We start from the raw sequence: 16,255 nt of genomic DNA, 5'->3' as shown, positions 1-16,255 counted from the left end.
GTGGGTCCCGTTGGGCCAGATTTCACCCGTTCTGGGACGGCACGCGCCGGCCCGCTCACCGGCGCACGATCCGACGGACGCGGCCGACGACCGGTGCGGCGAGCTGGTCGAGCTCGCGGACGCGCATGAGCTTGAGGGACCCGACGTACACGGCGGTCATGACGGTACCCGCCACCGCCACGAGCGCGAGCGCGTGCCACCAGGAGAGTCCGTAGACCTCGCCGACGACGGCGACGTAGGCGCGGAGCACGCCCCACCCGGCCGCGGCGCTGGCGAGCGCGGCGAGCGTCGCCTTGACGTGCAGGCGCAGGATGCGCGCGCCGTCGAGGCCACGCAGCGTGCGGCGCAGGCCGACGGTGCGCAGGCCCACGGCGACGACGTTGGACAGGCTCATCGCCGCACCCACCCCGACGACCCACCACTGAGGGTCGAGCGTCCGCGTCCCGAGCCAGGCCAGACCGACGAGGACGATCGTGCCCGGCACCTGGATCCAGAAGACCGTCCGGCCGTCCTCGAAGGCGTAGTACACCCATTTCATGAGGACCATCCCGCCGAGCGGGACGAGGCCGAACGCCATCGCGACGAGCACCTGCGCGACGGCGGCACCCGATGCGGCGCTGACGGACGGCACGAGGAGCTTGGTGATCGGCTGGGCGAGCACGACGAAGACGGCGGTCGCGAAGACCGTGAACACCCCGACGGTGCGCACCCCGCGTGACAGGTCGTGCCGGACGCGCCCGAGGTCACCCGCGTGCGCGGCGGCACTCATGCCGGTGAACAGCGCCGTCGCGATCGACACGGTGACGAGCGAGTGGGGGAGGAGGTAGATCATGAGCGCCTGCGTGTACGCGGCGTTGCCCGCGACGCCGAGCGGGTCCGTCCCGGCCTCCGCGGCGGCGAGCGGCGCCTCGGAGGTGAACTGCGTCGTCGCGATCACACCTACCTGCTCGAGGATGACGGCGGCGAACGTCCACAGCGCGACCTGACCCGCGGACCGCAGCCCGATGCCGCGCATCCCGAACCGCACGTGCCAGCGGAAGCCGGCGCGCCACAGCGGGACGACGAGGATGAGCGCCTGGGCTGCGACCCCGAGAGTGGCGGTCCCGGCGAGGAGCGCGATCTTGGTGCCGTCCCACTGGGTCAGGTCGTCGACGTTGCCGGTGGCCGCGGGCCCGTAGACCAGGATGAAGGCGGCGAACCCGATGATCGAGACGACGTTGTTCAGCGCGGGGGCCCACATGAAGGGGCCGAACTGGCCGCGGGCGTTGAGCACCTGGCCGAGCAGCGTGTACAGGCCGTAGAAGAAGAGCTGCGGCGTGCACCAGAACGCGAACGCGACCGCGAGCGACGTCTGCGGCCCGGACCACCCCGGACCGGACATGACGGCCACGAGCAGGGCGGACCCGGCCGTGAGGAGCGCGGAGAGCCCGAGCAGGACGACGCCGGACAGCGTGAGCAGCTTGTCGAGCCGCTCCTGCGTGTTGCGCGCGCGGTAGGCGCGCACGATCTGTGGGACGAGCACCGCGTTGAGCACGCCCCCGGCGAGGATCGCGAAGAGCACGTTGGGGATCTTGTTGGCGATGTCGAACGCGTCGGCGACGAGGCCGGTCGTCCCGATCGCGGCCACCAGCAGGACGTTGCGCACGAGACCGAGGCCCCGAGACACGAACGTGCCGGACGCCATGAGCGCGGACGAGCGCCCGAGGCCACCCGTTCGCGCCGGTGGCGTCTCCCCCACCGCGCCCTCGGCGGTCGCGTCCGGCGTGCCCGATGCCGCGGGGTCGCCCGGGAGGGCCCCGGTGCCGGCCGTGACGTCGTCGCGGGTGGTACCCGGGCGCGCACCTCGTCCGGCACCTCGACGACGGACGTGGCGCGGCTGGTCGCGGCTCACCGGTCCGGCTCCTCGTCCGGCGTACTGACGTGCGTCGCCTCGTTCGTCGCCGGGGTAACAGCCGGGTCGGCGCTCTGGCCGGCAGACGGGGCGGCGGCCGACGACGGCGGCACGGTCGGCTGCTCGAGGGTGGCGCCGGGCACGCGCCGGGGCGACCGGCCACGGCGGATCGTGCGCCAGATCCCCGCGACGAACGCGATCACGAGGAGCACCGCGACGACGGTCGTGCCGACCGACTCCCAGTCGGCCCGCACCCGCACGACGAACGCCTCGGGCTCGGCGACGCGCACCTGCGGCTGGGCGGCGCTGACGAGCTCGACCTCGACCGTCACGTTGCCGCTGCCGAACGCCTCGACCGGGACGTCCACGGACGTCGTCGACGCGACGAGCGCGCCGTCGGCGTCCCGCGTCGCCGCGGGGATGGTCGCCGTCTGGCGCTCGGGCGCGCGCAGGCGCGGGTCGTCGGGGCGGAGGACGACCTGCACGGTCGCGTCCTGCTCCAGCGTGCTGCTCAGCCGGACGGGCAGCGACTCCTGCTCGGCGATGAAGAGGAACGTGGAGCCGCGAAGCACCGAGATGCTGCCGCGGACCCGGTCCGCCGCCTGCTGTGCGTGCAGGACCGCGCCGGCGCGGGCGTCGGTCGCGCCCCGGTAGGCGATCGCGCTCGGCGTGACGAAGCCGGGTTCGAGCGGTCGTGTGATCGCGGCCGGGTCACCCGCGACGGTGGCGAACGCCGCGACGTCCGACCGTGACCGGTTCAGCGCGAGGAGCTGTGCCGCGGGCATCTCCTCCGGGGCGGCGGCGGTCGCGTCGGGCAGGGCCGAGCGGGCGACGTCGGGCGGCGTGGCCGCCAGGAGCTCGTCCACCGGCGCGAGCTCGACCCACGCCGCGCTCTCCAGCGCGTCGGCACGCGCGGAGAAGGTGCCGGGGTCCACGTCCCAGGTGCGAGGGAGAGCGACGACGACGTGTCGCGAGTCGGCGGGACGCTCGCGCGCGATCACGGCGGTCTCCGCGAGCAGTCGTTGGGTCGCGGAGACGCCCGACCCGGCACCTGCCGCCACGAGTCGCGTGAGCACGGGGTCGGGGACGAGCGCGGTCACGACGCCCGCCGACGTGGAGACCGAGGCCGAGCCCGACGGCGTGTAGGTGAGCGCCTCGTCGGGCACGAGCGCGTCGCCGCCGACGACGACGGACGTGGCGCCCGAGGAGGCGGCGAGCGTGACGGTCGCGAGGTCGGGGACGGTGTCTGCGGGCCAGGCGAGGTCGGTGCGCCACGCGCTCGCCGGTGTCTGGGCGGACTGGTCCGCGGGAGAGGGGTCCGAGCCCGGCAGGGGGGTGCCCTCGGGGAGGGGGAGCCCCGCACGGGCGAACGCCGCGACGTCGGGGTCGTAGGCCCGCAGCGCGAAGGTGGAGCGGCCCTGCGTCGCGGCGACCAGGTCGTCCGCCCAGGCGGTGACGGCGGGATCGGGAGCCGCAGCCGCCGCGGCGACCAGGGCGGGGTCGACCACCCAGGAGACGGCGGTGCGTCCACCGGTCGCCTCGAGGAGCCGACCGAGCCGACCGTCGTCGCCCGTCGCCACGGACAGCGCGTCGGCGTACGCCTCGGGGTCCGGGTCCACGGGCGGACCGGTCACGGCCGCGACCACGCTCAGGCGCAGAGGGGTGACGTCGTCGGGCGGTGCCCACATGACGAAGGTGCGTTGGACGGCCACGCGAGCGCCGGCGTCGGACACCGTGAGCGACAGGCCGCGCGGGCCCCAGTCGCTGCCCGCACCGAGGCCCAGCTGTGCCGCCGGCACGGAGAACGCGACGTCGACGCTCGCTCCCGGGGCGACGGGCGCCACGTCCTGCGTCGTGACCCGGGAACCGACCCGCCCGGCGACGTCTGCGGTCACCCAGTTCTCGAGCGACGAGCGCGTGCTCAACGCACGACCGTCGATGCCGAGCGCGACGGCGGGGGACTCGAGCGTCGCCGCGGTCCCGTTGGTGACGCGCGCGGCGACGTCGAGCGTCCCGCCCGGCGCGAGGACCGACGGAGCGAGCGACGTGATCTCGACCGTGACCTCGCCGTCGGGAGCGGGCGTGGTGTCGGCAGGGATCGTGGCGGCTGCCGGGACGACGGCGCCCGCGGTCGCGCCCGGGACGACCGCCCCGACGAGCGCGAGCACGACGACGACCAGGGCGAGGAGCAGGACCGGCACGGCGCCGCGGGTGCGCGCGGCGCGCGAGGGGGTGGGCGTCATGAGTGGTCGGTCGAGCTCCGTGGGGAGGGCGGCACCGGACCGCCGCGGCCGTCGTGCGGGCGGCCGGGCGAGCGGACGATCGTCCTGGTCACCCTACTCTCGACGACTCCGTGGAACCGTGCCGGCCGGCCCTCGAGGACGCTCTGCGCGACCGCCGCGATCCGCCGCTCGTTCGGGTACGCCAGGCGCTCCGGGAGCTCGACGACCGGGATCCACGCGACGTCCTCCGCCTCGCCGTCGGGATCGCCCTCGACCGTGAGGAAACCCCCGGTCGCACGCAGGAGGAAGTGGTGGACCACCTTGTGCACGCGGCGGTCGTCGCCCGTGAACCAGTAGTCGATGACGCCGAGCGGCTCCTGGATCGCACCCTCGATCCCCGTCTCCTCGGCGATCTCGCGGACCGCGGCCTGCTCGGGCGTCTCGACGCCCTCGAGGTGACCCTTGGGGAGGCACCACTCGAGCCGACCGCCGCGGTTGCGCCGGGCGATGATCGCGGCGCGCGGGAACCCGCCGGTGACGGAGATGACGAGCCCGCCCGCGGACACCTCGTCGACGACGGGCAGCGGAGGGGGCGTCGGGGCCGGTCGGGCGCCGGGGTCGATGCGCAGGGCGTGACCGCCGGGCGGGGCGGGCACCGGCACCGGCCGGCTCGTCCCGGTTCCCGGACCCCTGCTCCCACGCGCGTCCGCCGGATCCCTCCGGGGCTCGTGGGCGTGCGCAGGGGTGGACATGACGCAACTTTACCGAGTGGGCACGCACCCCTCGGGCACCGGCGCCCCGTGATCTGGCAGGCTTGGGTGTCGTGCCCCCGTCTTCGTCCCCCCTGCCGACCCCTGCGGCGATCGAGCTGCAACGCCGCGCGCTCGCGGTGCTCACCGAGATGGCGCCCGCCGCGATCGAGCTCGGCGAGCTGTTCCGGGACGCCGGCCACGAGCTCGCGCTCGTCGGCGGACCCGTGCGCGACGCCTTCCTCGGGCGCGCGAGCAACGACCTGGACTTCGCGACGTCGGCCTCGCCCGACGAGACGCAGGCCCTCCTCGCGCGCTGGGGCGACGCGCACTGGGACATCGGCAAGGAGTTCGGCACGATCGGCGCCAAGCGGTTCGGCCGCCGCGGGCCCGGGGACGAGCTCGTCGTCGAGGTGACGACGTACCGCACGGACGAGTACGACCCCGCGTCGCGCAAGCCCGTGGTCGCGTTCGGCGACACGCTCGAGGGAGACCTCTCGCGACGCGACTTCACCGTCAACGCGATGGCCGTCCGCGTGCCGGAGATGGCGTTCGTCGACCCGTTCGACGGCCTGGCCGACCTCGAGCGCCAGGTGCTGCGCACGCCGATCGCGCCCGAGCGGTCGTTCGACGACGACCCGCTGCGCATGCTGCGCGCGGCACGGTTCGCCGCCCAGCTCGGGTTCGACGTCGACGGCGGGACGCTCGCCGCACTCGTCCTCATGACGGAACGGATCGAGATCGTGTCCGCCGAGCGCGTGCGGGACGAGCTCTCCAAGCTCCTGTGCGCCGCCGAGCCGCGGCGCGGCCTGGAGGTCCTCGTCGACACCGGCCTCGCGGACCACGTGCTGCCCGAGCTGCCCGCGCTCAAGCTCGAGATCGACGAGCACCACCGGCACAAGGACGTCTACGAGCACTCGCTCACCGTGCTCGACCAGGCGATCGCCCAGGAGACCGGGCCCGACGGCGCCGTCCCGGCCCCGGACCTCGTGCTGCGGCTCGCAGCGCTCCTCCACGACGTCGGCAAGCCGCCGACCCGGCGCTTCGAGGACGGCGGCGGTGTGAGCTTCCACCACCATGAGGTCGTCGGGGCCAAGATGGTCGCGAAGCGGCTCAAGGCGCTGCGGTACGACAAGCAGGTCGTCAAGGACGTCGCACGCCTCGTCGAGCTGCACCTGCGGTTCCACGGGTACGGCGAGGGAACGTGGACCGACTCCGCCGTGCGCCGCTACGTGACCGACGCCGGACCGCTCCTCGAGCGCCTTCACCGCCTCACACGCGCCGACAGCACGACGCGCAACCGGCGCAAGGCCCAGCGCCTGCGCGAGTCGTACGACGGCCTCGAGCAGCGGATCGCGGACCTGCAGGCGAAGGAAGAGCTCGACGCCGTCCGGCCAGACCTCGACGGGCAGCAGATCATGGCGATCCTCGGGATCCGGCCGGGTCCGGTCGTCGGGCGTGCGTACAAGCACCTGCTGGAGCTGCGGCTCGACCGCGGTCCGGTCGACGAGGAGACCGCGCGCGCTGACCTGCTGCAGTGGTGGGCCGAGCAGCCGGAGTCGTCGGCTTCCTGAGGTGCTCCGGGTTCGCGGTGGTCGGGTTCGCGGTGGGGGCGGCGCCGAGGTAGAACCGTGGTTCGGCCAGGTAGAACCGTGGTCAGGCCGGGTGGAGGTCCGGCCCGGCGGCGTGCACCCTGATCGGCCGAACATGACGTGGGTGCCGCCATCCGGTGGATGACGGCACCCATGTCGTGCTCGACGGCGCGCTGGGGCGTGCTCGGCGCCGGCCCCCGCGGGAGGGTCAGGCCTCGTCGTCCGCGAAGACGGCGTCCTCCTTCGCGCGGGCCGCGCTGGGCTCCGGTGCGTCGTGGGTCGGTCCGTGGCCGGCTGGGGCCGGGGACTTGCGGAGGAGGAACGAGAGGCCGACGGCGACGAGCATGACCGCCGTGCCCCAGACGAACGCGTCGCCGACACCCTCGGCGAGCGCGACCTGCGGGGACGCGCCCTCCTCGCCGTAGGCGATGGACCGGGTGGTCATGACGGCCACGAACATCGCCGTGCCGGCGGCACCCGCGAGCTGCTGCACCGTGCCGATCGACGCGGAGCCGTGCGAGTACTGGTGCGGCTCCAGCGCGGAGAGCGCGGACGTGAACAGCGGCGTGAACATGAACGCGAGGCCCAGGCTGAGGGTGACGTGCAGCGCAAGGACGAACCACGACGAGGAGTCGGCGTGGATCGTGGTGAACGCGGCGAGCGCGACCGCCACGACGCTCACGCCCGGGATGACGAGCGGGCGCGGGCCGACGCGGTCGTAGAGACGCCCGACGGTCGGGCCGAGCAGACCCATGAGCAGACCGCCCGGGAGGACGATCAGACCCGTCGCGAGCGGCTCCAGGCCCATCGCGTCCTGCAGGAACAGCGGCAGGAGGATGAGCGAGCCGAACATCGCGGTCATGCCGACGGCCATGATGCCGAGCGGCACGCTGAACCCGCGGTGCAGGAAGACCCGCAGGTCGAGCAGCGCCCGGTCCTCGCGCTGGAGCACGAGCTGGCGCCAGGCGAAGGCGCCGAGGAACAGGGCGCCGAGGACGATCGGGACCCACGGCTGCACGACCGGCGTGTGGCGGGCCGCCTCGCCGATGCTCGAGAGGCCGTAGACGAGGCCACCGAACGCGAACGCGGCCAGGACCAGCGAGAAGGGGTCGAGGCGCGAGTGCGTACGGTCGGCGACGTCGCGGATGTACAGGAAGCCGAGCGTCAGGGCGACGAGCCCGATCGGCAGGACGATCCCGAACACCCAGCGCCAGCTGAGCGAGTCGAGGATGAGGCCGGAGATCGACGGGCCGAGCGCGGGCGCCGCCGCCATGACGATCGAGATGTTGCCCATCACCTTGCCGCGGATCGACGGCGGGACGAGCGTCATGATCGTCGTCATGAGGAGGGGCATCATGATCGCCGTGCCGGAAGCCTGCACGACGCGGCCCGCGAGGAGCCAGCCGAAGCCGGGGGAGATCGCTGCGAGGAGCGTGCCGGCGCTGAACAACGACATCGCGAGCAGGTAGGCGCCGCGCGTGCCGAGACGCTGGAGCAGGAAGCCGGTCGCCGGGATGACGACGGCCATCGTGAGCATGAACGCCGTCGTGAGCCACTGTCCGGTGCTCGCCGTGATGCCGAGGTCGTCCATGAGCGGCGCGAGCGCGACGCTCATCGTCGTCTCGTTGAGGATCACGACGAACGCCGACACCAGGAGCAGTGCGATGACGAGGAAGTCCGCGCGAGGCAGCCGGTCCGGCTGCAGGCCGGTCGGCCCGTGGGAACCGTGTGCGTCCGTCGAGGCAGTCGGGGCGGAGCGGGCGGTGGTGTCGGGGGAGGGTGATGCTGGCACGGGGTGTCTCCGCTCGCGTCGGTCGGTGCGCCGGTCGTGGTCCAGGCCGGCTGTGGGCGGGGGCTGCGCGGGCAGCACAGATATCGCGTGCGCAGGCACGCGACGGCGGTGTCGATCAGGTAGGGGTCACTGGTCAGTCAGGTGTCGCGGGAGACCCGGACGGGGCGAGCCGACGAGCGGGCGTCCGCCGCGGCGTGCGCCACGTCGATCCGTACCCTGTACGACCATCCACCATCCTGCGTTATTCCCGACCGACGTGACGACCTCTTTTCGGGCCCGAACTCATCGGTGCTGCCGCGAGCAGAACGCCGGGTTCGGATCCCGGGCGCGATCGACGAACCCCGCCCCGAGGAGAGGCCAGGACCTGACCGCTACCGCGCGTAGCGTCGTCGTCGAACCCCAGCCCAGGCACCGGAGGCCCTCATGGAGATCCGACCGTTCTCGATCGACGTCCCGCAGGCCGAGCTCGACGACCTGCACGAGCGGCTCGCCCGCACCCGCTGGCCCTCCGAGCCCGAGGAGGACGGCTGGGAGCGTGGCACGGAGATGTCGACCATGCGCCGCCTCGCCGCGCTCTGGGCCGACGGCTACGACTGGCGGGCGCAGGAGGCCCGCCTCAACCGGTTCCAGCACGTCGTCGCCAGCATCGACGGCCGCGACGTCCACGCCGTGCACGAGCGTGCCGTGCGTCCGGGCGTGCCCGCGCTCCTGCTGCTGCACGGCTGGGCGGACTCGTTCTACCGCTTCGCGCACGTCGTCGACCGCCTCACGGGGCGCGACCCCGGCGCCGGGGCGGACGAGGCGGTGTTCGACGTCGTCGTGCCGTCGCTGCCCGGGTTCGACTTCTCGGACCAGCCCGACGCCGGGGCGGTGAGCGGCGAGCAGAGCGCCGACGTGGTCGCGCGCCTCATGGAAGGGCTGGGCTACGAGCGCTACCTGGTGCACGGTGGCGACTGGGGGAGCGTCGTCGCGCAGGAGGTAGCCCGCGCGCACCCCGACCGCGTCGTCGGCCTCCACCTCACCGACGTCCCGTTCCCCAACCTCTTCCTCGTCGACCACGACACGGCCAGTGACGCGGAGCGCGCGATGTTCGCCGCGGTCGACGCCTGGGGAGAGACGCACGGCGGGTACGTCGGGATCCAGTCGTCGCGCCCGCTCACGCTGTCCTACGCCCTCAGCGACTCACCCGTGGGGCTCGCCGCGTGGCTCGTCGACCACTTCGGATACCTGTCCGAGACCCTGCCGTCCGACGACGACCTGCTCACGAACGTGATGCTCTACTGGGTGCGCAACTCGATCCGGTCGTCGATGCGCCTGTACAACGAAGGGCTCGACGCCGACTGGGGCGACGCCTCGGACTCAGGGTCCGACGGCGCGTGGCCGGGCGGGATCGAGGACCCCGGGGTCGCGTGGTCCGGCGGGGAGGACGGCGGTGCCTGGTCCGCGCGCATCGACGTGCCGACGGCGCTCGCGGTCTTCCCGCGCGACATCACGCAGCCGCCGCGCGAGTACGCGGAGCGGTTCTTCGACGTCCGGCGGTACACGACGATGCCGCGCGGTGGGCACTTCGCCGCGCTCGAGGAGCCGCAGCTCGTCGTCGACGACCTGCGGGCCTTCGCCGCGGAGCTCGAGCAGGGCGCGAACCCCTGATCAGCGGCGCGTCGTGCCCGACGTCGCCGCGGCGTCGGGCATGACGGCGTCCCCGACCTCGGCAGGCGTCCGTGCGCCGCGCGTCCAGATCACGACCGCGGCGAGCACGTACGCCACCGCGAGGACGACGAACACCGGTCGCGACCAGCCCGTGTCGGGGAGGGTGAACGCCGCGAGGGCGGCGGCACCGACGAACGCCGCGTTGTAGAGGACGTCGTAGAAGGCGAAGGCGCGCCCGCGGAACGCGTCGTCCGTGTCGCGCTGGACGATCGTGTCGACGGCGATCTTCGTGCCCTGCGCGGCGAGGCCCAGCAGCGCCGCACCGGTGTACACGACGGCGCGCGACGGCGTCGTGAGCAGCAGGACCTGGCTCAGTGCTGCGAGCAGCAGCATGATGGCGATCCACGCCTGCGGCCCGGTGTAGCGAGAGAGCGTCGGTGTCAGGACCATCGCGCCCGCGCCGCCGACACCCGTGAGGCCGACGACGATCGCGAACGTCGCGAGCCCGGCGTCCTGGTTGCCGGGATCGAGGAGGTTGCGCGAGATGAGGATCGACGCGATGAACACGACCCCGTAGAGGAACCGGTGGGTCGCCATGACGAGCAGCGCCTGGCCCGGCGTGCGCCGCGCGACGAGGTACCGCGCGCCGTCGACCAGGCCGCGCGCGACCCTGGCGATCTCGGATCGGATCGCCGACTCCGCGGGCCGCTCCGGCCCGAGCTGCGTGCGGCCCAGCCGCAGCGAGAGCAGCGACGCGACGCCGAACACCAGCGCCGCGCACACGAGCGCGGAGGAGTCCTTGACGCGGCCGGGCTCGAACGTCAGGCCGAGCAGGAAGCCGATGCCGCCGCCGAGGAATGCCGCGCCGGCGCCGAGCGTCGGGGTGAGGGAGTTGGCCGTCAGGAGCAACGGCCCGTCGACGACGCGCGGCAGGCCCGCGGACAGGCCGGCGAGGAGGAAGCGGTTCACCGACAGCGCCGCGAGACCCAGGGCGTAGATCCACCCGCTCACGCCGCCCGACAGCATGAGCGCCGCCATCCCGAGCGTGAGGACCACGCGCACGGCGTTGCCCCAGAGCAGCACCTGACGACGCTGCCAGCGGTCGAGGAAGACGCCCGCGAACGGACCGACGATGGTGAACGGCGCGAGCATCACCGCGAACGCACCCGCGATCGCCGCGGCCGTGCCCTGCGACTCGGGCGAGAAGAAGAGAAGCGACGCGAGGCCGACCTGGAACATGCCGTCGCCCGCCTGCGAGACGAGCCGGACGGCGAACAGCCTGCGGAAGCCGCCCAGACGCAGCAGCGCCCGCAGCTCGGAGATCACACCCACTCGTTCACCCTACGTTTCGTCGTGGCGGCCGGGACATGCGGTTGTCCCCCGTGCCCGACGGCGTCGGTCGGCTTGGGAGGTCGGGGCGGAGGCGCCGCCGCGTCTACCGTCCGCCGCTCGTTCCTCGCGGCTCCCGCCAGACCCGACCACGACGCGGCGCCCCCTCCGACCCGCCCGATGCCGCCTCACCTCGGGCCGGTGGTCACGCGCCCGAGGTAGAACCGTGGTGCCGTGAGGTAGAGCCGTGGTGCCGCAGGTAGATCGCCGGTCGGCCCGGGCGACGCGACAGGCGAGCGGGTAGGGGCAGACTCGGATGCGAAGGGCGTCAAGCCGTGCTCGCGAACCCCCGGCCGAAAGACCAGGGCGACGGCACGGCAGCCCGAGCACCGAGACTGCCCCCACCCGCGGACCAGAGTTCTACCTGGACGGGTCAGGTCAGCGCTCGACCTCGCCGGCGATGAAGGCCTCGAGCTGGGCGCGGCCCTTCGTGTCCTCCATCTGGACCGGCGGGGACTTCATGAAGTACGTCGAGGCCGAGAGGATCGGGCCGCCGACGCCGCGGTCCTTGGCGATCTTCGCGGCGCGCACGGCGTCGATGATGATGCCGGCGGAGTTGGGGGAGTCCCAGACCTCGAGCTTGTACTCGAGGCTCAGCGGGACCTCGCCGAAGGCGCGACCCTCGAGGCGCACGTACGCCCACTTGCGGTCGTCGAGCCACGCGACGTAGTCCGACGGGCCGATGTGGACGTTGCGGTCCTCCGTCTTGCCGGCCAGGGCACCGGTGAGGTTGGAGGTCACGGCCTGCGTCTTGGAGACCTTCTTCGACTCCAGGCGCTCGCGCTCGAGCATGTTCTTGAAGTCCATGTTGCCGCCGACGTTGAGCTGGTAGGTGCGGTCCAGCACGACGCCGCGGTCCTCGAACAGCTTCGCGAGCACGCGGTGCGTGATGGTCGCGCCGACCTGCGACTTGATGTCGTCGCCGACGATCGGCACGCCGGCCTCCTCGAACTTCGCGGCCCACTCCGGGTCGGACGCGATGAACACGGGGAGCGCGTTGACGAACGCCACGCCGGCGTCGATCGCGGCCTGCGCGTAGAACTTCGCGGCCTGCTCCGAGCCCACGGGGAGGTAGCAGACGAGCACGTCGGCCTGGGCCTCGCGCAGGGCGGCGACGACGTCGACCGCCTCCGCGTCCGACTCCTCGATCGTCTGCGCGTAGTACTTGCCGATGCCGTCGAGCGTCGGGCCGCGCTGGACCGTCACGCCCAGCGGCGGGACGTCCGCGATCTTGATCGTGTTGTTCTCCGAGGCGTTGATCGCCTCGGAGAGGTCGAAGCCGACCTTCTTCGCGTCGACGTCGAACGCCGCCACGAACTCGAGGCTCGACACGTGGTAGTCGCCGAACTGCACGTGCATGAGACCCGGGACGGTGCTGCTCGGGTCGGCGTCACGGTAGAAGTGCACGCCCTGGACGAGGGACGATGCGCAGTTGCCTACGCCGACGATGGCGACGCGGATGGAGGTCATCCTCGCTCCTTGGTGTTCGTAGTTCCAGGGTCCTCGGGACGCCTCGCGCCGTCGGGCTCCTGCTCGGGTGGTTCCGCAGGATGCGGGGTGCTGCTGGTTCGTGCTCGGCCGGTCCCTCGGGGGTGCCCGAAGGTCCGGTCGCGCTCGGTGGTGATGAGACCGTCGAGCCAGCGCACCTCGCGCTCGACCTGCTCGAGTCCGTGGCGCTGCAGCTCGAGCGTGTACTCGTCGAGCCGCTCGCGGGTGCGAGCCGCGGACTCCCTGACCGCCTCCAGCCTCTCGGTGAGCCGGGTGCGCCGGCCCTCGAGGATGCGGATGCGGGTCTCGGCGTCGGTCTGCGCGAAGAACGCGAACCGGACGTCGAAGCTCTCGTCCTCCCAGGCGGCCGGTCCGGAGGACGCGAGCACGCTCTGGAGGTGTTCCTTGCCCTCGGCGGTCAGCTCGTAGACGATGCGCGCCCGCTTGCCCGACAGGGCCGGGGCGAGCGCCGTCTGCGCGGCCGACTGCTCGGTGCCGGTGATGAGCCCGCGGGCCACCAGCGACTTGAGCGCCGGGTACAGCGAGCCGTACGACAGCACGCGGAACGAGCCGAGCATGATGTTGAGCCGCTTGCGCAGCTCGTACCCGTGCAGCGGGGACTCGTTCAGCAGGCCGAGGATGGCGGTCTCGAGCACGGGGGTCTTGCTGCGCACGGTCGCCTCCTCTGCTGCTCTCGGCCGGTCCTGCCGTGGGCCGGCAGCATTCGGTAGCGTACTCGATGTATCGAGTCGATACATCGGCAGGTTAGGTCCTCTCGATGTGTCGCGCAATCCTGACGCGCGCCTCGTCCGGGCGGTCAGTTGTGAAGGACCCGCGGAGGCGGCGGGACGCCGGGGCGAATCAATGGCGCACGATCGCGCTGTCACGCCCTGGAGCCCTTGTCGTGACAGGGCGACGCCCTATTGTTCAGGGTGGTCTGGCGTGTGCCGGCCCGTGCCCGACGACGCAGCGCACCCCGTCCGGGGGACGCGCCGTGGGGCCGTGGTCGCCCGCGCGGGACCACCGTGGCGCTCTCCGTGCCGCACTCCGAACGCCCCCCAGAGGAAGGTTGACCGTGGCGCGAACCACGAGGACGAAGGGACGTCGTCGGTTCTTCGACTACCCGCGCTCGCGCGTCCGCGGCTTCCGCCGCTGGCTGCCGTCGTGGCGCGTCGTCGTCGGCACGATGCTGACCGGCGTCGCGCTCGTCGCCGGACTGGCCGTCGCGGCGTGGAACACGACCGAGGTGCCTGGCGAGCTGCCGGGCGTCGACGACCAGACGTCCACGGTCTTCTGGGGCGACGGTGCGGAGATGGGCTCGTTCGCCGCCGAGGAGCGCGAGCTCGTCGACTTCGCGACGTTGCCCGACTACGTGGGCAACGCCGTCGTCGCGTCCGAGGACCGCACGTTCTGGACGAACTCGGGCGTCGACCTCCGGGGTATCGCCCGTGCCTTCTACAACAACATCAAGGGCGGCGGCCGGCAGGGCGCCTCGACGCTCACGCAGCAGTACGTCGAGCGGTACTACACCGACACGGTCACCGACTACGCCGGCAAGGCCCGTGAGGCGATCCTCGCGCTGAAGATCACGCAGCAGCAGGAGAAGTCCGAGATCCTCGGCAACTACCTCAACACGATCTACTACGGCCGCGGGGCGAACGGCATCCAGGTCGCTGCGGAGAAGTTCTACGGCGTGAACGCCGCGGACCTCACGGTCTCGCAGGCGGCGATGATCGCGGGGATCATCCCGAACCCGACGAACTGGGACCCGGCGAACAACCCCGAGCAGGCGCAGCACCGGTGGAAGCGCACGCTCGACAACATGCTCGAGGACGGGCACATCGACAAGGCTCAGTTCGACGAGGCGGTCGCGGCCGGCTTCCCCGAGCCTTTGCCCAACGAGAGGTCGAACAAGTTCGCCGGCCCGTCCGGCTACCTGCTCGCGATGGCGCAGGAGGAGCTCGCCCGGCTGGACATCACGGAGGAGAAGCTCCTCACCGGCGGCTACCAGGTCACGACGACCGTCGACCCGGCGATGCAGCAGGCGGCCGTCGACACCGTCAACGGGCTCCCTCAGGAAGGCCGGGACGAGAACCCGGTCTCCGCGAACCTGCGCCCGGCCATCGTGTCGATCGACCCGAACGACGGCTCGATCCGTGCGCTCTACGGTGGGGCCGACTTCCTGGCGAACCAGTACAACAACGCGACCCTCGGCGCCGCCCAGGGCGGCTCGACCTTCAAGCCGTTCACCCTCATCGCGGCGCTGGAGAACGGCCACACGCTCGACGAGCGGTACGACGGGAACCAGCCCAAGACGTTCCCCGAGGCGAACGACGGTCAGGACTGGAAGGTCCGGAACTTCGGTGACGCCTCCTACGGGACCATCGACCTCGTCAAGGCGACCGCGAACTCGGTCAACACCGTATATGCCGAGCTCAACATCGAGACCGGCCCGGAGAAGACCGCAGAGGTGGCACACCGGCTCGGCATCTCCGAGGACACCGAGGTGCAGGCGAACGCCGCGAACGTCCTCGGTACCGCGACCGTGACGCCGCTCGAGCTGACCAACGCGTACGCGACGATCGCCGCACAGGGCCAGAAGGCGACGCCGCACATCATCGCGAAGGTCGTCGATGCGCGCGGGAACCTCGTCTACGAGGCGCCGGGTCCCGACAAGCGCGAGCCCGCGTTCGAGGCCGACGTCATGGCGGCGACGACGTACGCGCTGTCCCAGGTCGTCGAACAGGGTTCCGGCGAGGCGGCGCAGGCTCTCGGCCGTCCCGCCGCGGGCAAGACGGGCACGTCCAACGAGAACAAGTCGGCGTGGTTCGCGGGCTTCACGCCGGGGCTCGCCACGGTCGTGGGCCTCTACCAGGTCGGGCCGAACAACGAGCAGGAGCAGATCACGCCCTTCGGCAGGTGGGCGGACATGCGCGAGCCCGAGATCACCGGTGGCACCTGGCCGGTCGAGGCGTGGACGTCGTACATGCAGGCCGCGACCGTGAACCTGCCGCCCGGCGAGTTCCCGAAGTACACGCCGCCGAAGCCGGAGCCGACCGAGACGCCGACGGAGACCCCGAGCGAGGAACCGACCGAGGAGCCGAGCGAGGAGCCCCCGCCCGTCGAGGAGCCGGTGAACGTCGCGGTCCCGGGCGTGGTCGGGATGGAGAGCCGTGCAGCGCGCGCCCAGCTGGAGGCAGCGGGGCTCAAGGTGCAGATCACCGAGGAGTTCTCCGACCAGCAGCCGCGCGGCTTCGTCATCAGCCAGTCGTCGATGAGCGAGGTCCCGCCGGGGTCGACGATCGCGCTCGTCGTCTCGAAGGGGCCCGACCCGGGTCAGCAGCCGGACCCGGAGGAGCCAGAACCCACGCCCACCGAGACCGACGATCCCGGCGGCGGTGGCAACGGCGGCCCGGGCGGCGGCGGCGGAGGCTCCGGCGGGGGCAACACCGGCTGACCGGCCGCAGCCGCACAGATTTCCA

General features: G+C 72.5%; 10 protein-coding genes. 3 read left to right on the top strand and 7 right to left on the bottom strand.

Annotated elements, in window-relative coordinates:
- Positions 1-55: 55 nt before the first annotated feature.
- The 3 genes from murJ to ACMXGY_RS20555 are packed head-to-tail and all read right to left on the bottom strand — an operon-like array spanning position 56 to position 4,775.
- Positions 56-1,891: a murein biosynthesis integral membrane protein MurJ gene (gene murJ / locus ACMXGY_RS20565; RefSeq protein WP_483774831.1), complete on the bottom strand. Its 1,836-nt coding sequence runs from the start codon at positions 1,889-1,891 to the stop codon at positions 56-58.
- Positions 1,888-4,134: a DUF6049 family protein gene (locus ACMXGY_RS20560; protein WP_483774830.1), complete on the bottom strand. Its 2,247-nt coding sequence runs from the start codon at positions 4,132-4,134 to the stop codon at positions 1,888-1,890. The genes murJ and ACMXGY_RS20560 overlap by 4 nt, the downstream gene beginning before the upstream one ends.
- The gene (locus tag ACMXGY_RS20555) at positions 4,131-4,775 is read right to left on the bottom strand and encodes an NUDIX hydrolase (RefSeq protein WP_483774829.1); all 645 of its coding nucleotides are present in this window, start codon (positions 4,773-4,775) and stop codon (positions 4,131-4,133) included. The genes ACMXGY_RS20560 and ACMXGY_RS20555 overlap by 4 nt, the downstream gene beginning before the upstream one ends.
- Positions 4,776-4,936: 161 nt before the next feature.
- Between ACMXGY_RS20555 and ACMXGY_RS20550 the strand changes: the two genes are divergently transcribed.
- Positions 4,937-6,436, top strand: a complete 1,500-nt coding sequence (locus ACMXGY_RS20550) for a CCA tRNA nucleotidyltransferase (protein ID WP_483774828.1) — start codon at positions 4,937-4,939, stop codon at positions 6,434-6,436.
- A gap of 226 nt (positions 6,437-6,662) precedes the next feature.
- On the opposite strand, the gene ACMXGY_RS20545 is transcribed toward ACMXGY_RS20550, so the two are convergent.
- Positions 6,663-8,246, bottom strand: a complete 1,584-nt coding sequence (locus tag ACMXGY_RS20545) for an MDR family MFS transporter (RefSeq protein ID WP_483774827.1) — start codon at positions 8,244-8,246, stop codon at positions 6,663-6,665.
- 423 nt (positions 8,247-8,669) lie between these two features.
- On the opposite strand from ACMXGY_RS20545, the gene ACMXGY_RS20540 reads away from it, so the two are divergent.
- Entirely contained in the window at positions 8,670-9,896 is a 1,227-nt protein-coding gene (locus ACMXGY_RS20540) for an epoxide hydrolase family protein (RefSeq protein ID WP_483774826.1), read from the top strand.
- Here the strand turns inward: ACMXGY_RS20540 and ACMXGY_RS20535 are convergent, their stop codons facing one another.
- From ACMXGY_RS20535 to ACMXGY_RS20525, 3 genes are all read right to left on the bottom strand, one after another.
- On the bottom strand, positions 9,897-11,228 hold the full coding sequence (locus tag ACMXGY_RS20535; RefSeq protein ID WP_483774825.1) for an MFS transporter: 1,332 nt from the start codon (positions 11,226-11,228) through the stop codon (positions 9,897-9,899).
- Between the two features lie 435 nt (positions 11,229-11,663).
- Entirely contained in the window at positions 11,664-12,755 is a 1,092-nt protein-coding gene (locus tag ACMXGY_RS20530; protein WP_483774824.1) for an inositol-3-phosphate synthase, read from the bottom strand.
- Positions 12,752-13,447 (bottom strand): PadR family transcriptional regulator, encoded by a 696-nt coding sequence (locus tag ACMXGY_RS20525; RefSeq protein WP_483774823.1) that lies wholly within the window; start codon positions 13,445-13,447, stop codon positions 12,752-12,754. Before ACMXGY_RS20525 ends, ACMXGY_RS20530 begins: the two co-directional genes overlap by 4 nt.
- A gap of 401 nt (positions 13,448-13,848) precedes the next feature.
- On the opposite strand from ACMXGY_RS20525, the gene ACMXGY_RS20520 reads away from it, so the two are divergent.
- On the top strand, positions 13,849-16,230 hold the full coding sequence (locus ACMXGY_RS20520) for a transglycosylase domain-containing protein (protein ID WP_483774822.1): 2,382 nt from the start codon (positions 13,849-13,851) through the stop codon (positions 16,228-16,230).
- The last annotated feature ends 25 nt before the right edge of the window (positions 16,231-16,255 follow it).

The sequence above is a fragment of the Cellulosimicrobium sp. G4 BAM 1002 genome (assembly GCF_057126935.1).
This window is presented reverse-complemented; position numbering and strand designations above follow the sequence as displayed.